The sequence below is a fragment of the Rouxiella silvae genome, assembly GCF_002093625.1.
Classification (GTDB): Bacteria; Pseudomonadota; Gammaproteobacteria; order Enterobacterales; family Enterobacteriaceae; genus Rouxiella; species Rouxiella silvae.
This window is the reverse complement of the sequence record NZ_MRWD01000019.1, coordinates 32,488-57,042: the sequence shown is the minus strand read 5'-3', so window position 1 is coordinate 57,042 and position 24,555 is coordinate 32,488. Positions and strand designations below refer to the sequence as shown.

Here is a 24,555-nt window from a genome sequence, read left to right as displayed (position 1 = left end):
CCCGCATAAAAACAAATTAAACCACTGTTTTTTATACTAATAATATTTTAACAAATAAATTATAAACTCAGTTACACCCACTTTTTAATGCAGTTTACTGACATAAATGACAGACACACATAAAATAGCGTATGAGTTGTATTTTTACTATCATTTGAATGTTTTATGGGCTATAGTGTAACACGAAATTACTGTTATTTATTAAAGAGGTATCGTTCTCTCTTTCGGATCGGCGCAATGTTTCTCGTCAAGGCTATTTTCACCTTATGTCTTAACGACCAGCATCATATAGAAGGAAAATTCCCACCATGGTGTCAGCACAGGACCAACACAAGCAAAAATCCCGTCATAAAGAGTATTCCCTGGTTTTCCCTATTATCGCCCTGGTAGTTCTTATGCTTTGGGGCAACAGCAGCAACTTTGGTTACGTGGTCGGCATTAATGCAATAGCCTTGGTTGGTATTCTTGCCAGCGCTTTCAGCGTGGTACGACACGCCGACGTATTGGCACATCGCCTCGGTGAACCTTACGGCTCCCTCATTTTAAGCCTCTCGGTGGTTATCCTGGAGGTCAGTCTCATCTCTGCACTGATGGCAACCGGCGATGCTGCCCCCGCCCTGATGCGCGACACGCTATTTTCAATCATTATGATTGTGACCTCCGGACTGGTTGGTTTCGCGCTGCTGCTCGGTGGCCGCAAGTTCGCGACGCAGTACGTTAATCTTGGCGGCATAAAACAGTATTTAATGGCGATATTCCCGCTGGCCATTATTGTGCTGGTGCTGCCTGCGGCCCTGCCGGGTGGCAACTTTACGACTCTTCAAGCACTGTTTGTCGCGGCAATTTCTGCGGCCATGTACGGCGTTTTCCTGCTGATTCAAACAAAAACACACCAAAGTCTGTTTGTTTATGAACACGAAGATGAAGACGAAGATACTCCACACGGTAAACCGTCTTCACATAAAAGCCTGACCCATGCTCTGTGGTTAGTCGTGCATCTGGTGCTGGTTATCGCCGTCACCAAATTTAATGCTAATCCATTGGAAATGCTGCTGACCGAGCTGAATGCCCCGGCGCAGTTCACCGGCTTCCTGGTGGCGCTGCTTATTCTTTCGCCTGAAGGTTTGGGTGCGTTAAAAGCGGTATTGAAAAATCAGGTACAGCGCGCGATGAACCTGTTTTTTGGTTCGGTATTGGCCACTATCTCGCTGACCGTACCTGCGGTGACCATTATCGCCACCCTGACCGGACAGCAGCTGATGTTTAGCCTTGAACCCGCAAATATCGTCGTGATGCTGTCGGTGCTAATTCTGTGCCAGATCTCCTTCTCGACCGGGCGTACCAACGTGCTCAACGGTACCGCTCACCTGGCGCTGTTCTGCGCTTATATGATGATTATCATGCTCTAAAATTTAGACGCTTTAATTGAACAGCTAATCGTCAAGACTGTTAATAATAATAAAGGCCGCCAAAATTGGCGGCCTTTTCTTTTTTACGCTGCTGCTACAGGATTAACGTAAACTGGGTTTATTCTTAGGAATAGGCATTCAGCGCATGTTGGCACAAGTCTGAACGCACACAGTCCTCTTTGGTAAAGCGAATGATGCCGACCATCTCGTCTTCCTGGAAGCGAGTAAGCGCATCAGAAAGCCCTGACGCCACGCCGCGTGGTAAATCGCACTGCGTGATATCCCCGTTAACAATAACGGTCACGTTTTCACCGAGACGCGTTAAGAACATTTTCATTTGACTGGCAGTGACGTTCTGGGCTTCGTCCAGAATAACCACTGCATTTTCGAAAGTGCGTCCGCGCATATAGGCGAATGGCGCAATTTCAACTTTCCCTATTTCCGGTCGCAGACAGTACTGCATAAAAGAGGAACCCAGACGACGAACTAGAATGTCGTAAACCGGCCTGAAATAAGGAGCAAACTTCTCAGAAATATCACCGGGCAAGAAACCGAGGTCTTCATCGGCCTGCAACACCGGACGAGTCACTATAATCCTATCTATCTCTTTATGAATTAACGCCTCTGCCGCTTTCGCAGCGCTGATAAACGTTTTGCCACAACCTGCTTCGCCTGTGGCAAAAATCAACTGCTTATTCTCTATGGCTAATAAGTAATGACCTTGAGCTTCCGTACGCGCTTCGATAGCGGAGGTATCGCGAGAATCGCGAGCCATGCCGATAGATTCCAAACCGCCCATTTGTACTAATGAGGTCACTGACTCTTCCTCGCGTTGGCGGTGACTGCGTGAATCACGTCTAATAACACGTTTAGCTTCACGACGAGCTTGGATCACTGCTTTTTGTCTTCCCATAGTGGCACCTTACAGTTTGTTTCACTTAACGCTATAGGCCTAAGGCCCGCACAGTTATGTTTCACACACAGATTAGGTTTTGGTCTCCTTTTAGACCAAGTTGAGCCAATGAATAACGTGAAGAGGAAATAAAATGCAGTCGGTTAATAACTAACCGGCTTCTCCATTTCTTTTCACGTGGAGGCATTGTCATAAATGACAAACCACTGACCATGACAGTCAATAAGCCAGTAAAAAATCCAATGGAGGAGTTGGGTTCATTCAGTGAGAGAGTAAGGTCAGTTAAAGAACGTGGTTGCTGAGAAGTCTTAGAAAAAGAGAATAAATTAAAACGAACTTGGGTTGATAAAAGAGAGTCGATGTTCTGGCCCTCGTCTGCTGATAAGTCAGGACAACGAGTGGTTGGTGATAAAGCGTTATTTTTACAGCCTAGCCCAAACATGGACTTTACCATTCGCTATCCCCGCAGTTGCTGCTAGTTAATTTCAGTATAACGATATCTCAAAACTTCGCTAGCGGTGTTGCTTGAATGTAAAAAAAATATTTGAAGGAGTCAATAGGATCCCAGATCCTTTTTTAGATCTGACTATCCGGCTTTTTTCCGGATAGTTTTCAGAACCGTATCAATCTGTAGCGTGGGGAATAAAAAAAGTACTGTCGAGGATCTTTTTAAGCGATCAAATTCTCTTTACGCTCTTGCATTAAATAACCATGAATTCCCTTCGCCAGCGCCTTGGCCATTTTAAGCTGAAAACTCGGCTGTTGCAGCAGCTGCTCTTCCTGATGGTTGGTGATAAATGAGGTTTCTACAAGCACAGAAGGTATCCGTGGTGACTTGAGCACCACAAATCCTGCCTGCTCGATATGGTTGTTGTGCATATGATGGACAGTAGAAATATTGGCGGCCATATGTTTGCCAAAATCCAGGCTGCGATTGATGGTTTCTGTCTGATCGAGGTCGAACAAGGTCTGCTTGAGATAGGCATCATTTGTTTTAACATCATTGTCATATATCACATCAACGCTGTTTTCACTCTGCGAGAGATAGCGGGCCATCGCGCTGCCTGCCCCGTGCTCAGAAAGGGCAAATACCGATGCGCCAGACACCTGATCGTTGGTGAACCCGTCGGCGTGAATAGACACAAACAAATCAGCTTCGTGCTGATGTGCCAGGCTTACGCGGTGATACAGCGGAATAAACACGTCATCTTCCCGCGTCAACACCGCATGTATTTTAAACTCTCTTTGCAACTGCTGCTGAAGGTGTTTGGCGATATCCAATACGACGTGCTTTTCATAGGTCCCTTTGCCGCCAATCGCGCCGGGATCTTTACCGCCGTGGCCGGGGTCAATCATCACCAACAGCGGACGCGCGGCTATTTTTCTCGCGCTTTGCGCAGGCGCTTCCGTCGTTTCTTCTTCCACCACCGCCGGGGCCGCAGCAATCGCCCCTTTCATCACGCTGACGCTTACCCACTTTACACCATTGCTGGTTTGATGATTAATTTTCGCCGGCTGATTGAGCTGGAAAACAATACGCGCCGTTTCGGGATTAAAATGAGCAATTTTCGCATGCACAATCCACGGAAACTTTTGCCTTACCACCACCAGTGAGTGCATTAACGACGATGAAAAGGCTGTCATTGACACATCAATCACTACTCTGTTCGGATTGTCTAGCCTGAATACCCGTGCATGAGGATCGCCTGCCGGAAGAGAAATATGTAAACTGTCGCTGGTTGATTTGAGATCCAACAAAGCTATTTTTTGTGCGGCAAATATCTTTGGCGATACCAGACTCATGCCCATTCCAAAGATAAGCAGTTTTCTTCGGGCTTGATTAATGGTCATAAATTACTCACTCTCCAGGGAGCACGTTAGAAACAAAATTGGCGTGCTTGATTCTGGAGTAGCAACATTATGGAAACCAGTAACAATCTACTAATAATCCGTTAAATTAATCTCTGTTTATTTCTATTTCATTGAATATTTATCAAAGTACGTGAAATGTATTATATTTTTTCACTTTGAATTATTTATTCACAACCACATTCGCAAAAACGTTTATAAGGAATATCAGCGAAGTGATTAGACCCGCAGGTCGTTCCCCACTGCCTGTAAGTGTTTTTCGTACAGCGGTTTAAGTAGCAGGTTTATAAACAATTGCTCGGTTTGGTTAAACTCCACGTTAAAAGCGTGCCTCTTCACCCTGCTGGATGTGTCAGATGTGTCGGAAGGCGGTAATGTCTGCGCCCGCTCGTAGGCGAGCTGAAATAAACCACAAAATATATCTGGATTATAGTAAGCCATACTGAGTTTGATATCAGGTTGTGAATAGAGATAATCAACCAGCGGCCTCAGCGATCTCTTCTTTAATGAATTATCTCTCAAATAGGTTGAGTCGGCGGTATTTTTATCCCAGAAAAGATTGTAGTAATTTCTCAATGCGCGCTTGTGCGTGTAATTATTCGAATGAGCATAAAAATGGCGATAAAACGCATAGGCAAAGCGGGAGTTTTTAGCGAGATAATCAATAAAGAATTCTTTATCAATCATAAGTTGTTTCGCCAACCTTGCCGCACCGGCAAAGCTGAAGTTCTTGGAGATACTGCCCGGCTTTAAATATATCTCCTCTTGAAAGACATAGTTTTTGTCATCGAAGACTAAATGCCCTAGTTCATGGGCAAGCGCAAACTCCAGAAAATGGCTATTAGATAAATAGTCGAACAGATAGATGCTTTTATCCTCATCGCTGTTGTAAACGAAGCTGTAGGCACCGTCACCATAAATCAGCTTTTCGACCGGCGTTTTGAAACATCCAGAGACTAACTTACCCTCGGACATTCGGTCGGCAACCACGACGATGTCATCCATTTTAAAAGACGCTATTCGGTCTAAGTATTTTTTAATTTTATAATTAAATTCATGAACTTGCCCCGTCGAAAAGTCCGCATTAAAGAAGGTGGATAGCAGTTGGGTTAGATAGTCAGGCGTGGCCAATGCTTCTGAAATTGTCGTCGCCATTTTGTTCAAATTCGTCAAAGCGCTGATAATCCCCCGGTGCAAAAAGGGGTATTTACGCGCTATTTTTTCAGGCGTTGCTGCTTTAATCACATAGTTACCTTCGGCTTTTCCCGCATAACGTATCCGGTTCAACCATCGATTTAACCAATGATTGGCTTTTAAGTTTCGTGAGATATAGGTCTCATAATAAGCCTTACTGCTTTCTTTAAACTCCTCTTTTAGTCGTTTTTGTTCGCTGACCTTCTCTTTCAACGCTTGATATTCAGTAATGAGCTGACTCACCCTAGCCATAAAATCGTCTCTCACTGCCAACTGCTCGGCGCTAAGATTATTTTTACTTTTAAGAGAGAAAGCATACTCAAATAGTTTATTTGAGAAAGCCCCTATCTCATGAACATTAACCACATCGACCTTCCAGTCACCAATATTGATAATAAATCTGCGCAACATTTCAGGAACAGTTTCCCAGATATCGGTGAATTTCTGACTAATTTCTTTAGCCATTGTGGCGCAGGCTATTTTATTTAACACCACGGGTTCAGCCAGATTTTTTAACTGCCGAGTTAATGCCTCAAGGGCAGTGGCTCGCGCTGGGCAGTTTACGTGCGGTACCGTTAAATACCCACAGTGCTCGGGAGAAAAAAGCTCGGCAATTAATCCCTGTGCTAGAGGATCGTTGCGTTTCTGGCGGCTATTGTGCAACGTGACCGTTTGACAAAAAACACCGCGATGCTGACTGTCCCACAAGAGCCATCGCCCCTCGCCGTCGGGATGCCGATAATGAATTTTCCCCTCAGCGTCCTGCCAGCCGACCACGATACGCTGCGTGCTTTGCTGCTCTATCCATATTGATTCAATACGCCAACCGGCGGGAACATTCTCCAGTTCACCCAGTAAACTGGTATACACATCCTCAGTTCCTGTAAGATGGCTTGACCGCGGGGTCGAACTAAAATGAATAGTATTATCGTTGCGATAGCGTAATTTACCGTCATGCTGCGCAACCTCAATCCACTGATCCTCAGGCATGCCATTGGGTGAGATTATATAAATATTCTTATTCCCGAGACGTTTTTGGGCCGGGTAATATCGCGGACCCTCGGCGCTATCTTCTCTGAGCGCAATAAGCGGCGCGCTTATTTCCGCAGCCTGAAGGTGTGAATATTGCGCTAAATTATCCATGGTCTCCCGCTGGTAAATTGCCCTGCGTAGCATGGATATATCTCGGCGATTTAACGTTGTACGCAGCGTCGCGCTGTCTTGCAGACTCGGTGCTCTTTCAATTAGGGCAAGCAGTGAGGGGGTATGATTGGGCATCAGTAATTTATTGTGCTCATCGAGACGGTAAACGCGCTTCTGCCCTTCAGCAGTATTGAAAATAAAGTACAGGTTGTCGTGCAGCGGGTCGCGCCAAGCGAGGTACGGCTGGAAACTTTGCGGAACTTCATCTAAAGCCAGCGTGGCATAGGCGGCCGGTGGCGCGAGCAGAGGCACTAACTTTAGGTTGGCCGTAAGTCGATGGCGAACCTGATTACTAGACAATAACCCAGAGGTCATCTGCTCTTCAACTTCACTTATCAAGCTATCCAGCTTTGTCAGTATTATTTCATGCGTACTGGTTGCAATATTGTCCTCAAGACACTTTTTCAACACATTTTTGATCACGTTGCCCACCGTTTTCAGCCCCTCTTCCTCTTCACTCCCTGCTGGGAAAAAGGCATAAAGGCAAAAAGCACCGTCGAGAATAAACGTTCCAATATGTGCATTAATTAAGTCCACCACGGCGTCTTTACAGCTCCCCAGCGGGGTAAGATAAATCAATTCGTTCAATAGGCGGGCAAACCAGCTTGTATGATGTGCTTCGGGTTTAGCCTCGCTCGCAGGCGAATCAGCGTTCGAAGGCAATATGGGAGAAACAACGGCAACAAACTGTCGTTGTGTAATTTCACGCGCTAGGCTGCTGGCAGTCTGGGTCCAATTCTTTATACCGATATTAGAATAAAGCTTCCCTTGACTCTCCAGATTGAACCGATAGCGCGAAGGCTCTGTAAGCAAAGCGCCTGATAAACGTACAAGGAATTCGTTTTTCCCCTGATGATTCAAAAAGTTTTCGCGCTCAATAAGGGTTACCGGCATGATGCCGGTGAGATTAAATGCCAACCCTTGGGTGGTGTCGCTTTGAATCGGCATGAGGGAAATGAAGTAGTCGGTTTTATGCTGCGCGACAGTAGGCTGATCATTACTGCTGCCGCAGGAGAGAAAAAAACCAACATAGGGGGACTTCACTTGCGTGCCGCTGCCCTGTGAATCAACCATGCGCACAAATTGCAGGTCTACACCGTCAATATTTTGCAAATAACGGAGCAGAATATTTCTATCTTTCAGCGCAATTGTTTCGAGCGCCAACGCATAAAGTCCCCGTTTCACGGCGAGAAAGTTTTGATAGGCTTTAACACGCAACGAGTCATCATTCCTCAGGGTTTTTAATTCGGCCGCCAGCCTGCGTTTAGCTTCCAAAAATTGAATAACCAATACCCCTTCCCGCTTAAGGCTGTCCGCAGATTGTTTAATCCCCCGAGTAAAATAGGCGTCTGGCATGGTGAACAGCGCCTCCGTCTCTGCAAACTCATCCAACAGCGCCTCAGGGGAATTATTGAGCAACAAGTCTTGCCCCAGCTCGGCAAGTTCCTTTCGGCTGGCGGTTGCGATTGTTTCTCGGTCGTTTAAACGCCTAACACCCAGACTCATCATCAGGCCTTCACGCGACAGACAGGCTACGTCGCGCAGGTCTACCCTGCTTCTGAGTGCCATGAAGGGATACTCGAACTCCATCAACCGCTTGTGCCAGTGCATCATTCTGACAAGCCTGTGCCTTGTCAGATATACCGGCAACACGTCCTGTTCTCCCTGAATTAAACTTATGACCTGTGATTTAAACAGCTCCTGAACTTCGTTTAAAAGGTCATCAAGCCTGCTAAACGTTACCCGCCCTGCGCCATTGATAAGCCTCCTTATCTGCTGATAGCTGTGGGCCAGTAGCTGCCCGGGAACCGGCATTTGTCTGTCAAGCTGGCTAAGTAACAGCTTTGCCAGCATAAATTCGGCAATGGGAGAGGCCATCAGTGCAGCTCTCAGTTCTTCGTTTTTATCAAAAGGAGAATCAGCCAGCAGAAGAGTAATAAAAATGTTTTCCTCTTCTGGTGAGACGTACAATTTTCTGTCACTGGCTTGCCGTATCACTAACCGTTCTAAAGTAGTGATCACGTTAAGCAACCCAGGGTTATGCCCAGACGCCATGCTGGCACGAGCCCACCCCGTACTCTGGTTGTCGTGAACGTATTGCTGGATGATTTTGTGCAACCTTTCAACAGGTAGACGATGCATCCAGTCATCAACCTGTTCAAATAAGTCCCCCATATTTTTAGCCGAGGCGGGTGCGGGTGAATCGTTTAAACCGTTCAGGCAGTCTGGGGGCGAGTCGTCAGGGGCAAACAGTGGGCCAATCGAGCCATCATCAGCCAAGATGTTTAACATTTGCAGTTCTTCTCTCTGCGCAACGCCGTTGGCTGAGCGGACTACCGTAACGGTCCTGAGCCTTTCGAGTAACGCATGGCGCTGTGCCTGGCTTAATTCAAATTGCCTTTCGCGGTAGACCACCGATAAAGCCCCATCATTGATGACGCTTCGCCGACTTCTTGCAGCGGGTGCTGCCACAAACTGTGCCCCTGATGATGCCCACTGTACTGCACGTACGGCTATTTCTGCCGATTCGGCAACCGGAAACAACAAAGGATCGTTGAAGCCCAGTGAAGGCAGGGCCAGAGAAGCCGTGGCCGTGGGATGAGAATTAACATTCATCGCGGCACCGCCGGTGCTTATCGCGTAAAGTGCACGATTTTTGCTCTCTTCAATATGTACATACACGTTTGCTCCGGCTAAATCTGCCACCGCCCCACGGGTGACATTGTGCGACGGCGGCGCATGACAACGATTTAACAGGGTGTCGTGACAACGGCCGATGAACACGGCCGTTGAATCCGGGCGGATGCGATAAGAGGACGTAGGGCTAATCGGACCATACGCAGGTCGTGTGTCCGGTAACCCCAGTGAGGGTAATTCTCCAAGACTGAGTGGGTTTGGCGTATCGAAAAAATCGTCGTTCGAATTCTCCCCCGCCAGAGCCGAAGCCTGTATCCCATCGCTTTGCCAGGTCAGCGTTTGCGCAGGGATATTGTGCGAGAATGTCGTGTCCATTGAGAATTCGCAGGCACCGGCTAAATAGCTTGCCAGCTCTCGGGTATAAATCGCGGAGGGAGGGGTCTGCAACGAGTGGCCACACCATTTCGCCATCAGAGGATAAATCATTAAAAAGGTCGAGGCAGGTCCTAACAGTTGAGTTGAAGACAGCGCATATCCCTCGTTTCTCAAATAGTGGTTAAGACTGGCGAGCAGCGGTTGGTGCAATGAAGGGTACTCAGCTAGCCCAACGTCGGCCGCCGTGCTCTGGATCTGTTCAATCAGTGAAATTGCTAGCGCAAAGGCTCCGTCGCTGAGTTTCCAGATAAATGCTTTGGGTGATTGGGTCAGTGAAAATGAAACCGGTACTGGGAGGCTATTGACTGCGCCATCGATGAAACCTATGAGGGTGCGAACAAATGTGCTGCTTTCATCCGGACTCTCAATCCCTCTCCCGGTTAACTCTGCTTTATTTAATATCGCTCGTTTAATCAGCGGCATCGATGCTCCCGTCGTTAAAATTTAGCGGGCTTTATAGCAGACTTAACGAGCTGAAAACTCCAACAATTCGCTTAACAACTCACTGAGTTAGATAACCATATCGTGCAAAACGGCTTAACCACTGGCAGACTCAACGCTATGTTTCAGTTCAGTGACACTCAGGCAGGAAATTAGCGTGCAGATCGAACCGTTACCCCCGCTCAATACTTTAGTTGCGTTTGAATGCGTTGCTCGCTATTGCAGTTTTTCTCGCGCCGCCGACGAGCTGAATCTGACTCAAAGCGCCATCAGTCGCCAAATTCTTCAGTTAGAAGAGACACTTGGCTGTAAGCTGTTTACCCGCACTCAGCGTCAGGTCACGCTTACGCCGCGCGGGGAAGCTTATGCAGCAGACATTCGCAAATCGCTGAGAGACATTTCCCACTCTACCGCCGAGGTTATGGGCTGGAGCGGCATGCCGCAGGTTACGTTAGCCTGTACCAGCGCAATGGGTTCCCTGTGGCTCTCTTCTCGACTTTCGGCACTGCGCCAATCGCTGCCGGATTTGCAGATCCGCCTAAAAATCTCTGACAGTTTTTCGTCTTTAAAAACATCAGAATTTGATCTGGCCATCTTCTATTTGCGTGAGCCGCCGGAGGGGTTTATCGCCGAGCCGCTGTTTGACGAAATTTGCTATCCCATGTGCTCACCGGCCTATGCCAAAACGTTGCCGCACAATATCAGCGCCGAAGAGATGCTTAATCATCGCTTGTTGATTCAGGATGACCCTCAGCGCGAGTGGACAGGTTGGCGCGACTGGTTCAGCTCTCAGGGTGTTAATCACTTTGCGCCACGGTTAACCTGGCGGGCCAACAGTTATCCCTTTCTGGTGCAGTCTGCTGTTCAGGGAGACGGAATATTGCTCGGTTGGGAAGGATTAGTGCAGGACTCTATTAATTCTGGTCAGTTGGTAGCCGCGCATCAGGGCAAACTGGCCGCGGCGGGAAAATGTTATTTGATGATCCCGCAAGACCGTTACGTCCGTCCGGTTATCCGCAAGGTGAGCGAATGGTTAAAACAACACGCTGAATAAAGAAATAGGCACACTGCCCGTTGGCACTCCGCGCTGTTTATTTTTTGTGCAATCCATTCATTGGAGGGAAATAAAGTATAAAACAACGTTAATTTGCAATTGTACTGTGCGTTTGTCCTCTGCAATAAATATTAAATCCTCTCATTCATGCGCCTGTTTATAATAAAAAAGGCGTTTCTTATAATCGATTACTCATTAATATTTATCGTTGGCAGCTTGGTTTTATTAAGAAAGCGGCGTTTTCTTGCCGATTTCATACCAATCAAGGTGAAAAGCAGCCACATTGACTGTGAAATGCAGGACGCCAAATTAAAATCATGGCTCAAAGAATACAGCCCAAACACACCACCGATAATATTAAGATAGGCATAAATATCAGCATCAACCGCTAGTTTCCGCATTTGAACCAGCGCATAAGCCAACAGATAGCAAAACACGCCAATTAAGCCGACTACCGTGTGCAATTCCATGCCCTACTCCGTTTTTTTGTCATTCAGTGCAGGGAAATTAAATCTTTTTTGGCTGTCTTGCTGCGCAAATTTCGCATACTCTCATGATAAATTCTCATACTTGTTTCGCAATACGTTTTGATATAACTCATTCAGGCAAATAACAAAATCTACGATGCCTTCACAACAGACACAACAGACACAACAGACCGGGAGATATTAATGATTGATGATAACGATAAGCACCTGTCCCAATTAATACACAACGCCAAACTGAGCCGTCGCGGCTTTATTACCAGCGCTGCCGCTGTGGGATTAACCACCGCCTATGGTCTGTCGCCATTAAACGCCTTTGCCGCCGAACCCAAGAAGGGTGGCGTATTAAAACTCGGCATGTCCGGCGGCAATACCAGCGATACGCTGGACCCGACCTTATTCAGCGACTGGGTGCCGTTAAATCAGGCCTATATGCTGATGAACGGCCTGATCGAAATTGACGAAAATAACAAAGCCACACCCGAGCTTTTCTCCGCTTGGGAAGCTAAACCCGGTGCAACCCAGTGGTTATTTACGGTGAGAGACGGCGTCACCTTCCACAACGGTAAAAAACTCACTGCTGAAGATATTATTTACTCGATTAATCTGCATCGCGGTGATAAGTCGCGCAGCGCCATTAAAACGCAGCTAGCGCCGGTAACTGATATCAGTAAACAGGGGGATAACAAAATTCTGGTCACCCTGTCTAGCGGTAATGCCGACCTGCCTTATCTGCTCGCCGACTACCATCTGGTGGTGGTGCCTGAAGGCTTTACCGACTGGTCACATCCTATCGGCACGGGTGGGTTTATCTTCGATCAGTACGAACCTGGCGTGCGCTCCTATTTCAAACGCAATCCAAACTACTGGAAGCCGGATCGTGCCTTCGTAGACGCCGTCGAAGTACTGGTCATCAATGACCCCACAGCGCGCACCAATGCGCTGATTTCCGGCCAGGTACACGCGATTAACCGCGTTGACTTTAAGACGGTCGACTTCCTCAAGCGCAGCCCGATGCTCAACATTGTGCGCTCATCCGGCGGTCAGCACTTCACTTTCTTGATGGATTGCAGCGTCGCGCCTTTCACCGACAATAATATTCGTATGGCAATCAAAGAAGGCATCGACAGGCAGAAAATTCTCGACACTGTGCTGCGCGGCTATGGCTCACTGGGCAATGACCATCCAATCCCGAAAACCGACCGCTTCTTTAACCATCAGCTGGAGCAGCGTACTTATGACCCTGATAAGTCGGCGTTCTATCTGAAAAAAGCCGGACTCAGCGAGCTTAAACTTGAACTCTCATCTTCCGATGCGGCGTTTGCCGGCGCCCTGGACGCGGCGGCGCTGTACCAGCAGGAAGCGCAGAAAGGCGGCGTTCAAATCAGCATCAAACGCCAGCCAGCGGACAGCTACTGGGACGACGTGTGGATGAAAGCCCCCTTCAGCATGGGCTACTGGGGCGGCCGTCCAACTGCCGACCAAATGTTTTCGACCGCCTATCAGTCGACTGCAAAATGGAACGATACCCACTGGAAAAACGACAAGTTCGACGCCCTGCTGCTGCAGGCCCGCTCGCTGCTTGATGATGGTAAACGTGCCGAAATTTATGGCGAACTGCAAAGCATCGTACGCGACGACGGCGGCGCAATGATCCCCCTGTTTGGTGACTATCTCGACGCAGCCAACAAGAAAGTCGGCGGAATCAAACCTCATCCAATGTTCAACTTTATGGGTGGCCGTTTAGCCGAGCGCGTCTGGCTGGAGGGATGATGATTCAGCGTATTTTTTATCGTGTTTTATTAGGTATAGGTACGCTGTGGCTAGTTTCGGTGCTGATTTTTATCGGCACTGAAATGCTGCCAGGCGACGTGGCTACCGCTATTTTGGGCCAAAGCGCTACACCGGAAACCGTGGCGGCACTGCGTTTACAGCTAGGGCTGGATCAGGCGCCTATTCTGCGTTATCTGCACTGGTTGTTCTCGGTGTTGCACGGTGATTTGGGTAATTCGCTGGCTAACGGCAGGCCAATTAGCCTGGAACTGCTGCCGCGTCTTGGTAATACGCTGTTCCTGGCCGGTTATGCTGCGCTGGTGGCTATTCCGCTGGCGGTGGGTCTGGGCATTGCTTCGGCAATCTGGCGCGGTTCAGTGTTCGACCGCCTGGCCAATACGCTGACGCTACTGAGCATCTCGGTGCCAGAGTTCTTCGTGGGCTATGTGCTGGTGATCCTGTTCGCGATTCGCCTGACTTGGTTCCCGAGTCTGGCGATGGTTGACCCTACCACCACCTTCACCGGCCGGCTTTATGTCTGCACCTTGCCAATGCTGACCCTGACGCTGGTGGTGCTGGCCCACATGCTGCGCATGACCCGCGCCTCGGTGACGGCCGTGATGGCGAGCCCGTATATCGAAAGCGCGGTGCTGAAAGGTATTTCGCGCTGGCGAATTGTGGTACAGCACGCGCTGCCCAACGCGCTGGCACCGATCATCAACGTGGTGGCGTTCAATCTGGCTTATCTGGTGGTGGGCGTCATTTTGGTCGAAGTGGTGTTTGTTTATCCGGGCATTGGTCAGTATATGGTCGATGCGGTAACCAAGCGCGACCTGCCCGTGGTACAGGCCTGTGGTCTGTTGTTTGGTGGAACCTACATTTTGCTGAACACCACCGCTGACCTGTTGGCCATCTGGTGCAATCCGCGCCTGCGCCACGCCAGATAACGTTAAATGGAACCTGTACACAATGAATAAGAAACGTTCTTTTAGCGCCATCCCCCTCTCGGCCTGGATAGGCATTATTATTATTGCCGTGAACCTGATTGGCGCGATATTTGCCCCGTGGTTGGCACCGCACACTGAAACCGAACAGGTAGGTGATATCTGGCTATTGCCCTCTGCTGCCACGCCGTTCGGCACCGACAGTCTGGGCCGCGATATGTTGTCACGCATTCTGTTTGGCGCCCGTACCACGATTGCAATCGCACTGGCCATCACTTTCACCTCTTTTATCATCGGTATTGTCAGCGGTTTCGCGGCAGCAATTTATGGCAAGTGGATTGACGTGGTGCTGTCGCGCATCGTCGACACGGTAATGTCGATTCCAGTGCTAATTTTTGCCCTGATGGTGCTTTCAGTAATGGGCACCTCGATTCCTGTGCTAGTACTGACCATTGCCCTGCTCGACGCCACGCGGGTGTTTCGCCTTGCCCGCCTAGTGGCGCAGGCTATCGTCTGTCAGGAATATGTTGAAGCGGCCCGGCTGCGCGGTGAAGGGCTGCGGTGGGTGCTGACCAAAGAAATTCTCCCTAACGCTATTCCGCCGCTGCTGGCCGAATTTGGGATGCGTTTCTGCTTCACCTTCCTGTTTATCGCCGGATTGAGCTTTTTGGGACTTGGCATTCAGCCACCTTACGCCGACTGGGGCAGCATGGTGCGTGACAATGCACAGGCGATTAACTTTGGTCAATTTGCGCCGCTGTATCCGGCGGCGGCCATTGCACTGCTGACCATCGGCGTCAATCTGGTGGTTGACTGGCTACTGGCCCGCAATAGCCTGCCACATGGAGATCAGGCATGACCACAAATACCCTTGAAATACGCGGCCTGTGCGTCGACACGCTCGACGGCTCACCGTTGGTTAAATCAGTTTCACTTCAGTTGGCACCGGGCGAGGTTCTGGGGCTGATTGGTGAGTCTGGAGCCGGTAAATCGACCATTGGATTAGCCGCACTGGGCTATGCACGTCAGGGATGCCGTATCAGTGCCGGTGAAGTGCTGGTCAACGGTACTGATCTGCTTACACTCTCTTCGGACCAGAAACGCCAGTGGCGCGGACGTCGCGTGGCTTACGTGGCGCAAAGCGCAGCGGCTGCCTTTAACCCGGCGTTGACCATTGAGCGTCAGGTGTGTGAAGGCCCCATTCGCCACGGACTGATGAACAAACAGCAGAGCCGCGAATGGGCAGTCACTCTGTTTCGCGCCCTCGACCTGCCGGATCCTGAAAACATCGGTCTACGCTATCCGCATCAGCTTTCCGGCGGACAGTTACAGCGCGCAATGGCGGCGATGGCAATGTCGTGCAAACCTGATCTATTGGTGATGGACGAACCCACCACGGCGTTGGACGTCACTACGCAGATTGAAGTGCTGGTAATGCTGCGCAAACTGGTACGCGAGTTCAATACCGCTGCACTGTACATTACCCATGATCTTGCGGTCGTTGCGCAGTTGGCTGACCGAATTCTAGTACTGCGCCACGGCAGTGAAGTCGAGACCGGCAGCACAGAGTCCATTCTTAATGCCCCGCAGCAGGAATACACTCAGCGACTGGTCGCGGAGCGTGTGCACGGCATGACCGAAGACGCCGCACCGAGCGGCATTGGAGCCGAAGCACCGCTGCTGACCATTGATCAACTTAGCACCGGCTACAATGGCAAAATGGTGGTCGAAAACGTGAGCCTCTCGCTACCACGCGGAAAAACGCTGGCCGTTATCGGCGAATCGGGCAGTGGTAAGAGCACGCTGGCTCGGGCGCTGGTTGGCCTGCTGGCCGACACTCGCGGCACCGTCACTTTCGATGGTGTGACACTGTCACATAACTATGCCCAGCGTGATAAAGAAACCCTGCGCCGCATCCAAATGATCTACCAGCTTCCAGACGTGGCCCTTAATCCGCGTCAGACCATTCTGGAGATTATCGGCAGACCGGTCGCCTTCTATTTTGGACTTAACACGCGCCAAGTCAGAGCACGCGTTGAAGAGCTACTCAGGTTGACCGAACTGCCGCTCAAGCTAATCGACCGTTTGCCGGGAGAACTTTCCGGCGGGCAGAAACAGCGCGTGTGCATTGCCCGTGCGCTGGCGGCCAACCCAGATTTAATTATCTGCGATGAAGCCACCTCGGCGCTGGATCCCTTGGTCGCAGAGGAAGTGCTCAACCTGCTGCGCAGGCTACAGTCACAGCTCGGCCTCTCCTACCTCTTTATTACTCACGACCTGGGTACGGTAAAACGTATCGCCCATCAGGTGGCGGTCATGTACCGCGGTAATATCGTTGCCAGCGGGGATACTCAGGAAGTATTCAGTCCGCCAATGCATGAATACACCGAAAAACTGCTGACGTCCGTGCCAGAGTTGCGCACGGGCTGGCTCGACGAAGTCCTTAATTTACGTCAGGCAACCCGTAACGACGTGGCCTGAGACATGGAAAAACAGCATATCGGAGCAGTATGAAACAGATAATCACCGAATTTGCGCACAGCGTGACCCAAATAGAACACCTATGGTTGCCTCTGAGCGACGGCACGCGCCTCGCCGTGCGACTCTGGTTACCGGACAGCGCCTCAGAGCAGCCGGTGCCGGCCATTCTTGAATACATTCCCTATCGCAAACGCGACGGAACCCGCACACGCGACGAACCCATGCACGGCTATTTCGCCGGTAACGGTTATGCCGTGGTGCGCGTTGACATGCGCGGCAGCGGCGAATCAGACGGCCTGCTGGCCGACGAATATTTGCTGCAAGAGCAAAATGATGCGCTTGAAGTGATTGAGTGGATAACGTCCCAAGCGTGGTGCAGCGGCAACGTCGGCATGATGGGCAAATCCTGGGGCGGATTCAACTCGCTTCAAGTGGCCGCACGACGCCCCGCCGCGTTAAAAGCCATCATCACCGTGTGCTCCACCGACGATCGCTATAACGACGACATTCACTACAAAGGCGGCTGCCTGCTCAACGATAACCTGTGGTGGGGCGGCATTATGCTGGCCTACCAAAGTCGCCCTGCCGATCCGGCATTGGTCGGCGACGGTTGGTACAACGAGTGGCTGCATCGGCTTGAAAACATGCCGTTTTTCCCGGCATTGTGGATGGAGCACCCGCTGCGCGACCGCTACTGGCAGCACGGCTCGGTGTGTGAAGACTGGTCGGCGATTCAGTGCCCGGTGATGGCCATTGGCGGCTGGGCCGATTCCTACAGCAATGCGGTTTTCCGCCTGATGGACAACCTGCAGGTGCCGCGTAAGGCAATTATTGGCCCATGGGCGCATATTTATCCACAGGACGGCACGCCTGAACCGGCTATCGGCTTCCTGCAAGAGGCACTGCGCTGGTGGGACCATTGGCTGAAAGACGAACCTAACGACGTGCTCGACGGCCCGATGATTCAGGCCTGGCAGCAGGACAGCCAGCCGCCTTCGGCCCTGCGCCCTACCAGCAAAGGCCAGTGGCTGGGCTTTGACGCAGGCACCGCCAGCAACGTGAAGGGTCAGAGCTGGTGGCTTACACGAGGACAGCTTAACCCGCAGCTCGATGCACAGCCCTCAAGGCTGGCACTGTGCTCTGCGCAAAGCCACGGCCTGATGGCCGGTGAGTGGATGGGCGCAGGCGTACCCGGTGAAAACCCGCCGGACCAGCGCGTTGACGACGGTCAGGCCGAGATATTCGACAGCGCCCCACTGCGCGAACCGCTGTCTATTTTCGGCTTTACCGAATTCAGCATTGAGCTGTCCAGCGATAAACCGGCGGCGATGCTTTATGTGCGTCTCTCGGACGTCGCACCTGACGGTGCGGTTAACCGCGTGACCCACGGCTGGATGAACCTTAGTCATTTGCAGGGTCAACATAAATCGGTGCCGCTGGTTGCCGGTGAAAAAGTGCGCGTCAACGTACAGCTCGACGGCATATGTCACCGCTTTGCCGCCGGTCACCGGATGCGGATATCATTGGCCACCACCTATTGGCCGATGGTGTGGCCAATGGCCGAAACAGCAACCCTGACGCTAGACCTGCAAAGCGCGCAGCTGACGCTGCCGGTTTGTGCTAATCCGCTGGAGATTGACGGGCCTAATCCGCATCCGCAAAGTGCACCACCGACCGCGCAATCAGTACTTTCCGCCGGTCGCGTTGACCGCACGCTAAGCTATGACTTCTTGCAGGACAGTTGGACCTCGGTCACCAACGGCGTCGGCGGCGTGTTTGGTGAAGGGATTTATCGCTTCGATGACATCGACACCACCGTCGATCACAACCTGCGCCGTGAGCTGACCATTAACAATGCCGACCCGCTATCCGGGCGCTATCTGCTGACGCAAACCATGAAAATGGGCCGTGAAGGCTGGTGGATTGAGGCGGAAATCACCCTCGAAATGCGCAGCGACCTGACACACTTTATCGTCAGCGGTGACATGGTGGTGAGCCTGAACGGTGAGGAAGAGTTCACCAAGTACTGGCACCAAAGAATAGCGCGCTGATCACGCGGTCTTGAAATAATAAAAGCCCGCCGTACAGTAGACTCGGCGGGCTTTGTTATGGCGTACTATTTACCCTAAAAAGAGTCATGCAGATTAGGCTTCAAGCAGACTCTGCCCCAGATAGCGGCTTTCATCTTTAATGCCAGGCAGCGTAAAGAAGAATCCACCGCCAACCGGACGGATATACTCCTCCAACGGCTCGCCGTTTAACCTTTTCTGCACATTCAAAAAACCTTTTTCCAGGTCATGCTGATAGCAAATAAACAGCAGCCCCATCTCCAGTTGGCCCGAGTTCGTCACGCCCAGTGAATAGCTGTAACCTCGGCGCAACATCAGGTTGTCGTCCGTCTCTTTGGTACGCGGATTCGCCAGGCGAATGTGGGCATCTAACGGGATCACTTTCCCCTCGGGATCTTTACTGTAGTCCGGCACGTCGTGCTCATTTTCCATGCCGAGCGGCGCACCTGAAGCCTTGTGCCGGCCAAAAATAGTCTGCTGCTCCTGCAATGGCGTACGGTCCCAAAACTCAACGCGGAAGGGAATAATTCGCGCCGCCTGATAGCTGCCGCCGACCGCCCACGCGGGTTCCCCCTGGTCCGGCGTCACCCAGATAGCCTTGTTCATCAGCCCCGAATCTTGGGTGTCTGGATTCGCGGTGCCGTCCTTGAATCCCAGCAGATTAATCGGCGTCTCTTTGCCCTGACTGCGCGCGGCGTGCGACGAGATAAAACCGTCGCGACGCCAGCGCACACTGAGCAGGTCCGGAGTGTGTTTAATGATATCGCGCAGCGCGTGCAGCACGGTATCGGCATTGTTGGCACAAATTTGCAACAGCAAATCACCGTGGCACAGCTTGGCGTCGAGCGAGTCATTCGGGAAGCGCTGCATGCGCTGCAAACTTTTAGGCTTATGCGCGGCTAAACCGAAGCGTTCGTCAAACAACGAATCCCCCACTGAAAGCGTAAGAGTCATGTTGTCGGGGTAGATATCCGGCCCCATAATACCCGAGTCCATCGGTGGAAATTTAGGGTCAACGCTGGGCGCCTTACCCCCGGTGGTCAAAAACTGAAAGCGCGCCGTGAGCAGGCGAAAAAGGCGCTCGAGATCGGCCTTGTTAGCGGCCAGCACGTCAAAGGACACCAGTGACATCGATGCCTGCTGCGGCGTGAGGATACCGGCCTGATGTTCGCCGTGAAAAGGTTGCATGCTGTGGCGTTCATCAGGTGACACAGTACCTGGCTCATAGCCCTGTTTTGCACCCGGTGCCTGCGCAGCGTGGGTTGCTGTGCCGCCGAAGGCCATAGCACCGCCGAGCAATCCTGCGCCTTTGAGCAAGCGGCGGCGTGAAGAAGAAACATTCTGCGCCCTATTTTGGGCTTCGTTATTACTTTTAGAGTTGCTCATTGCTTTGCCTCTACTCACCCGGTGCAATGCACCGGGTGTGACTGATTATTCCAGTCCATTTATTGCCTTGCTGAACGCGGGGATTAATCGAGACCCAGCACGCCACGCAGTTTGGCCAAGTCCTCGGCCAAGGTAGTGATCGGGCCTTTCATTGCATTACGGTCGGCATCTGACAGTTTTTCATAGTTTTCATAGCCCTCTTTGGTGCGGTATTTATCCAGCAGGGTATCGACAGTTTTAAAATTGACGTCAATTTTATCCAGCAGCGGCTTGTCGGCTTTTACCAGCAGCGGGCGCAGCAGATTAACGATTTTTTGTGCACCGTCGAGGTTGGCGCGGAAGTCCCACAGGTCGGTGCGGCTGTAGCGGTCTTCTTCACCGCTGATTTTACTTGACGCCACTTCTTCAATCAGACCGGCCGCGCCGCCCACCACTTTGCTCGGCGGGAAAGTCAGGTCAGTGATACGCTTTTGCAGGTCCTGGGTGTCGGCATACAGTCGGTCAGCCAGCTCCGTAGTGCCTTTCGTGGTTTTATCGGCGAAGAGAATTTTCTCTAGGCGGTGGAAACCGGTAAATTTAGGATCATCGGCCTTTTTCTCGAAGTCATCTTCACGGGCATCGATGCTGCCGTCCAGGTCTGAGAACAGTTCGGCAATAGGTTCAATACGCTCATAGTAAACGCGCGTCGACGGATAAAGTTGCTGGGCCAATGTCAAATCACCCTGCTTGATGGCGTCGGTGAAGGCCTTGGTGTGGCTCACCAGCTCGGCAACCTGTTGCGTGACGTAGACTTTATATTCGGCAATAGGCCCTACCAGCGCCATGGCGTCCGGCTTGACCGAGGCAGCCTCACCCACGGCAGTCACTGTCAGCTTACCTTTCGGATTGCTCAACAGGCCGCAGGTCATGTCGTATTCGCCAGCTTCAAGGTTGGCAGTCATCTTCTGAGTAAAGCCAGGCGCGACGTTTTCACGTTCTTCTATCACCATCACGCCTTTAAGGATCTCCCATTCGAGTCCTTTTTTACTGGCGTTGTGAATAATAAACTGCGTTTTTCCGGCAGGAACGGTCAACTGCATCGGCTCACACTGTTTATCGGTCACTGTAATTTTCACCTGCGGAACCTCAGCGGCAAACAGGCTGGCGCTGAAAGAAAATGCAGGCAGAGACAAAAGCGCAATCTGCAACGCCTTACGGCGAAAGGCGGTACGTGAATCAGACATAAAAAACTCCCAGAGGTAGTGATGTTAACTGTGCGCTGTTAACTCAACGCTGTGTTTTTTGGCCAACCGCAGAGGCAGAACTCCCCTGCTGTTTACTCGGAAAGAAGAAGAACAGCAGTGCCGGGATCAGATACAGGAAATAGACCAGCACTTCGCTTACCGATGGCGCCTGCTGGTAGCCCAACAGGCCTTCGAGCAGCGTGCCGAACAGTGAATCCGTTGACAGCACGTTACTCAGGTCGAACGCCGTTGTTTGCAGCCCGTTCCACAGACCCGCCTCATGGAAGGCGCGAATGGCCCCTGCCGCCAGACCGGCCGCCACGAACAGAATGAACAGGCTGGTCCACTTAAAGAATTTGGCCAGCTGAAGTTTCACGCCGCCGTAGTAGATGGCAAAGCCGAGAATAATCGCCGCGACGAGCCCCAGCACTGCACCAATCGGTGCCTCGATGCCAACGTCCTGCTGAAAAGCGGCCAACAGGAAGAACACCGACTCAAGCCCCTCACGCGCTACGGCGAAAAACACCATCGCGACCAGCGCCCAGCCTTGCCCCCTGCCGGAGCTGAGTGCGTTGTCGATGGCCCCTTCAAGATGCACCTTGATTGACCGCGAGACTTTACGCATCCAGAACACCATGTAGGTCAGGATAAATACCGCCACCAGCGCCACCAGTCCTTCAAACAGCTCCTGCTCTTTTTGCGGGAACTCGCCGGTGGTTTCATTGATAACGATACCCAGTCCAAGACACAGGGCGGCGGCAATAATCACGCCAATCCAGACAATGCCGAGCCACTGCCCGCGCTGAGTCCTTTTTAGATAGCTGGCAATCAGGCTGACTATCAAGGCGGCTTCCAGCCCTTCGCGGAACATAATTAAAAAGGGAACAAACATAGCGGTGACTCCGAATACGGGTTTTAAAGCACAAAGTCGATATTTCAACCTGCGTACAACTGTAAAGAAGGGTAAAAATGAAAACGATTGTGATTATCATTCCATTGAAAATAAATACAAGCGGAGACTGTAGGATTTTCGAAAATAGTTATTAGGGATTGTGTGATTTCTTAAGGTTAAATTAAGGTTAGTGAGAAATTAAAAAACCCTCTTCCCCCGCCGCTGAGCCGAAGAAAAGGGTTTAATGCCGAACTATCAATAAATTATAATATTAATCAATTAAACGGTGCGGTACTCCGCTTCTGCGGCATTAAAACGTTTTTCAACCGCGGCGGACGGTTTACGCCCCATCAGACTAACGACTACGATGGCAATGCAGGCGAAAGCGAAGCCGGGGATAATTTCATACAGGTCCAGCCAGCCGTAGTTTTTCCATACCAGAACGGTCACTGCCCCGACTATCATCCCGGCCAGCGCGCCGTTGCGGGTCATACGCGACCACATCACGGAAATCAAGATAACCGGACCAAAGGCGGCGCCAAAACCAGCCCACGCATAGCTCACCAGACCCAGCACTTTATTTTCAGGGTTGGCCGCCAGCGCGATGGCTACCACGGCCACCACCAGCACCATTAAACGACCGACCCACACCAGCTCCTTCTGGCTGGCGCCTTTACGCAGGAATGCTTTGTATAAGTCTTCTGTTATCGCGCTTGAACACACCAGCAGCTGGCAGCTCAAGGTGCTCATCACCGCGGCGAGGATGGCAGAAAGCAACACACCCGCTATCCACGGATTGAACAGGATTTTCGCCAATTCGATAAATACGCGTTCACCATTTTGGGTCACGTTACCGGCATCGCCCGGATTATTGGCGAAATAGGCAATACCGAAGAAGCCCACCGCGATGGTCCCCGCCAGACACAAGATCATCCAGGTCATGCTGATGCGACGTGCATTTTTAATAGTATGGTGCGAGTCTGCGGCCATGAAGCGCGCCAAAATATGCGGTTGACCGAAATAGCCAAGCCCCCAGCCCAGCAGCGATAAAATCGCAACCAGATTCATGCCTTTAAACATGTCGGTGTATTCGGGGTTTTTAGCACTGATGACCAGCATTGAAGTATCGATACCGCCCACCGCCAGAATAACGATAACCGGCGTGAGGATCAGCGCGAAGATCATCAGCGTGGCCTGCACGGTGTCGGTCCAGCTAATGGCCAGGAATCCGCCGATAAAGGTATAGATAATGGTCGCCGCCGCACCGGCCCACAGCGCGGTTTCATAGGTCATACCGAAGGTGCTTTCAAACAGACGGGCACCGGCTACTACGCCAGATGCACAATAAATCGTGAAGAAAATCAAAATAACTACGGCAGAGATAATGCGCAGCAGTTTGCTGGAATCTTCGAAACGATGAGTAAAATAGTCCGGCAACGTTAAGGCGTTATTGTTGGCCTCGGTGTGCACACGCAGGCGTCCGGCGACCAGCTTCCAGTTAAGATAGGCTCCGAGAGTCAACCCGATGGCAATCCAGCTTTCTGAAATCCCCGAAACAAAAATCGCCCCTGGTAAACCCATGAGCAGCCAACCGCTCATATCGGAAGCACCGGCAGAGAGCGCGGTAACAAAGCTACCGAGGCTGCGACCGCCGAGGATGTAGTCGTCAAAGTTTTTGGTGCGTAAGTAGGCGATGAGCCCAATTAAAATCATACCAAATATATAGACACAAAATGTCACCAGCATTGGTGTGTTCATTGTCATGCAAGTTCTCCATGTATTTTCTTTAATTATCAGTTCCACCCCGAAACGCAGAATTACCCTGTCCGCATCTCTAAGAGATTGACGCGAAATGCGCAGTCACCCTCGTCCTTTCTAACGTGCTACAAAATTTTTCAGCCCGAGGATACTAGTGGAGCACGTTCTACAGGCCAAGACTTTTAACGCTCATTGAACAATGTGCCAACCTTAAAACTGCAAAGTTGTGACACGGAGTTGCATCTTTTTCACTTGCCCAACCTCAGCAAGTTGCACTTAGTACAACCCCACAAACAGGTTAAGCAACAATCATGCCGTTATTTTTTTGTTAATTTGATCACTAATTTCACCTTCGGCATAGTTCCTGCATTTATCCAGGTTGCACAAAG

The 24,555-nt window shown here is 51.0% G+C and carries 16 protein-coding genes; 7 read left to right on the top strand and 9 right to left on the bottom strand.

What is annotated here, in order from left to right; translation table 11 throughout:
* The first annotated feature begins 308 nt into the window (after positions 1-308).
* A complete protein-coding gene (gene chaA, locus BS639_RS09805) occupies positions 309-1,409 on the top strand; it encodes a sodium-potassium/proton antiporter ChaA (protein ID WP_055779922.1) in 1,101 nt (366 codons plus the stop codon).
* 124 nt (positions 1,410-1,533) lie between these two features.
* On the opposite strand, the gene phoH is transcribed toward chaA, so the two are convergent.
* The 4 genes from phoH to BS639_RS25115 form a co-directional block, all read right to left on the bottom strand.
* Positions 1,534-2,322, bottom strand: a complete 789-nt coding sequence (gene phoH / locus BS639_RS09800; protein WP_084982985.1) for a phosphate starvation-inducible protein PhoH — start codon at positions 2,320-2,322, stop codon at positions 1,534-1,536.
* A 61-nt stretch (positions 2,323-2,383) separates the two neighbouring features.
* Positions 2,384-2,776, bottom strand: coding sequence for a hypothetical protein (locus BS639_RS09795; protein WP_072156492.1), 393 nt, complete (start codon positions 2,774-2,776; stop codon positions 2,384-2,386).
* 215 nt (positions 2,777-2,991) lie between these two features.
* Positions 2,992-4,173 (bottom strand): N-acetylmuramoyl-L-alanine amidase, encoded by a 1,182-nt coding sequence (locus BS639_RS09790; protein ID WP_084982984.1) that lies wholly within the window; start codon positions 4,171-4,173, stop codon positions 2,992-2,994.
* 237 nt (positions 4,174-4,410) lie between these two features.
* The gene (locus BS639_RS25115; protein WP_084982983.1) at positions 4,411-10,083 is read right to left on the bottom strand and encodes a hypothetical protein; all 5,673 of its coding nucleotides are present in this window, start codon (positions 10,081-10,083) and stop codon (positions 4,411-4,413) included.
* Positions 10,084-10,258: 175 nt separating this feature from the next.
* On the opposite strand from BS639_RS25115, the gene BS639_RS09780 reads away from it, so the two are divergent.
* Positions 10,259-11,155: a LysR substrate-binding domain-containing protein gene (locus BS639_RS09780; protein WP_055779932.1), complete on the top strand. Its 897-nt coding sequence runs from the start codon at positions 10,259-10,261 to the stop codon at positions 11,153-11,155.
* A 188-nt stretch (positions 11,156-11,343) separates the two neighbouring features.
* Here the strand turns inward: BS639_RS09780 and BS639_RS09775 are convergent, their stop codons facing one another.
* Positions 11,344-11,625, bottom strand: coding sequence for a CBU_0592 family membrane protein (locus BS639_RS09775; protein WP_055779935.1), 282 nt, complete (start codon positions 11,623-11,625; stop codon positions 11,344-11,346).
* A 201-nt stretch (positions 11,626-11,826) separates the two neighbouring features.
* Between BS639_RS09775 and BS639_RS09770 the strand changes: the two genes are divergently transcribed.
* Genes BS639_RS09770 through BS639_RS09750 form a run of 5 tightly spaced genes read left to right on the top strand, consistent with a single transcriptional unit; the run spans position 11,827 to position 18,889 of the window.
* Positions 11,827-13,413 carry an ABC transporter substrate-binding protein gene (locus BS639_RS09770; protein WP_055779938.1) on the top strand — a complete coding sequence of 529 codons (1,587 nt, stop codon included), beginning with the start codon at positions 11,827-11,829 and terminating at the stop codon, positions 13,411-13,413.
* Complete coding sequence (locus BS639_RS09765; RefSeq protein WP_055779942.1) at positions 13,413-14,360, top strand: ABC transporter permease; 948 nt, start codon at positions 13,413-13,415, stop codon at positions 14,358-14,360. Before BS639_RS09770 ends, BS639_RS09765 begins: the two co-directional genes overlap by 1 nt.
* Positions 14,361-14,382: 22 nt before the next feature.
* Complete coding sequence (locus tag BS639_RS09760; protein WP_055779945.1) at positions 14,383-15,216, top strand: ABC transporter permease; 834 nt, start codon at positions 14,383-14,385, stop codon at positions 15,214-15,216.
* Complete coding sequence (locus BS639_RS09755; RefSeq protein ID WP_055779948.1) at positions 15,213-16,838, top strand: ABC transporter ATP-binding protein; 1,626 nt, start codon at positions 15,213-15,215, stop codon at positions 16,836-16,838. Before BS639_RS09760 ends, BS639_RS09755 begins: the two co-directional genes overlap by 4 nt.
* 29 nt (positions 16,839-16,867) lie before the next feature.
* Positions 16,868-18,889: a CocE/NonD family hydrolase gene (locus tag BS639_RS09750; RefSeq protein ID WP_084982982.1), complete on the top strand. Its 2,022-nt coding sequence runs from the start codon at positions 16,868-16,870 to the stop codon at positions 18,887-18,889.
* A 93-nt stretch (positions 18,890-18,982) separates the two neighbouring features.
* On the opposite strand, the gene efeB is transcribed toward BS639_RS09750, so the two are convergent.
* The 4 genes from efeB to putP all read right to left on the bottom strand — a co-directional run bounded on the left by efeB (position 18,983) and on the right by putP (position 24,172).
* Complete coding sequence (gene efeB, locus BS639_RS09745) at positions 18,983-20,293, bottom strand: iron uptake transporter deferrochelatase/peroxidase subunit (RefSeq protein WP_055779955.1); 1,311 nt, start codon at positions 20,291-20,293, stop codon at positions 18,983-18,985.
* Positions 20,294-20,376: 83 nt separating this feature from the next.
* Complete coding sequence (gene efeO, locus BS639_RS09740; protein WP_084982981.1) at positions 20,377-21,516, bottom strand: iron uptake system protein EfeO; 1,140 nt, start codon at positions 21,514-21,516, stop codon at positions 20,377-20,379.
* Between the two features lie 43 nt (positions 21,517-21,559).
* The gene (efeU, locus tag BS639_RS09735; protein ID WP_055779961.1) at positions 21,560-22,408 is read right to left on the bottom strand and encodes an iron uptake transporter permease EfeU; all 849 of its coding nucleotides are present in this window, start codon (positions 22,406-22,408) and stop codon (positions 21,560-21,562) included.
* A 279-nt stretch (positions 22,409-22,687) separates the two neighbouring features.
* Positions 22,688-24,172 carry a sodium/proline symporter PutP gene (gene putP / locus BS639_RS09730; protein ID WP_055779964.1) on the bottom strand — a complete coding sequence of 495 codons (1,485 nt, stop codon included), beginning with the start codon at positions 24,170-24,172 and terminating at the stop codon, positions 22,688-22,690.
* Positions 24,173-24,555 lie beyond the last annotated feature (383 nt).

Bases quoted from the DNA above. Each gene is read 5' to 3' on its own strand.
- chaA (WP_055779922.1), top strand. From the start codon at position 309: ATGGTGTCAGCACAGGACCAACACAAGCAAAAATCCCGTCATAAAGAG.
- phoH (WP_084982985.1), bottom strand. From the start codon at position 2,322: ATGGGAAGACAAAAAGCAGTGATCCAAGCTCGTCGTGAAGCTAAACGT.
- BS639_RS09795 (WP_072156492.1), bottom strand. From the start codon at position 2,776: ATGGTAAAGTCCATGTTTGGGCTAGGCTGTAAAAATAACGCTTTATCA.
- BS639_RS09790 (WP_084982984.1), bottom strand. From the start codon at position 4,173: ATGACCATTAATCAAGCCCGAAGAAAACTGCTTATCTTTGGAATGGGC.
- BS639_RS25115 (WP_084982983.1), bottom strand. From the start codon at position 10,083: ATGCCGCTGATTAAACGAGCGATATTAAATAAAGCAGAGTTAACCGGG.
- BS639_RS09775 (WP_055779935.1), bottom strand. From the start codon at position 11,625: ATGGAATTGCACACGGTAGTCGGCTTAATTGGCGTGTTTTGCTATCTG.
- BS639_RS09770 (WP_055779938.1), top strand. From the start codon at position 11,827: ATGATTGATGATAACGATAAGCACCTGTCCCAATTAATACACAACGCC.
- BS639_RS09765 (WP_055779942.1), top strand. From the start codon at position 13,413: ATGATTCAGCGTATTTTTTATCGTGTTTTATTAGGTATAGGTACGCTG.
- BS639_RS09760 (WP_055779945.1), top strand. From the start codon at position 14,383: ATGAATAAGAAACGTTCTTTTAGCGCCATCCCCCTCTCGGCCTGGATA.
- BS639_RS09755 (WP_055779948.1), top strand. From the start codon at position 15,213: ATGACCACAAATACCCTTGAAATACGCGGCCTGTGCGTCGACACGCTC.
- BS639_RS09750 (WP_084982982.1), top strand. From the start codon at position 16,868: ATGAAACAGATAATCACCGAATTTGCGCACAGCGTGACCCAAATAGAA.
- efeB (WP_055779955.1), bottom strand. From the start codon at position 20,293: ATGAGCAACTCTAAAAGTAATAACGAAGCCCAAAATAGGGCGCAGAAT.
- efeO (WP_084982981.1), bottom strand. From the start codon at position 21,516: ATGTCTGATTCACGTACCGCCTTTCGCCGTAAGGCGTTGCAGATTGCG.
- efeU (WP_055779961.1), bottom strand. From the start codon at position 22,408: ATGTTTGTTCCCTTTTTAATTATGTTCCGCGAAGGGCTGGAAGCCGCC.
- putP (WP_055779964.1), bottom strand. From the start codon at position 24,172: ATGACAATGAACACACCAATGCTGGTGACATTTTGTGTCTATATATTT.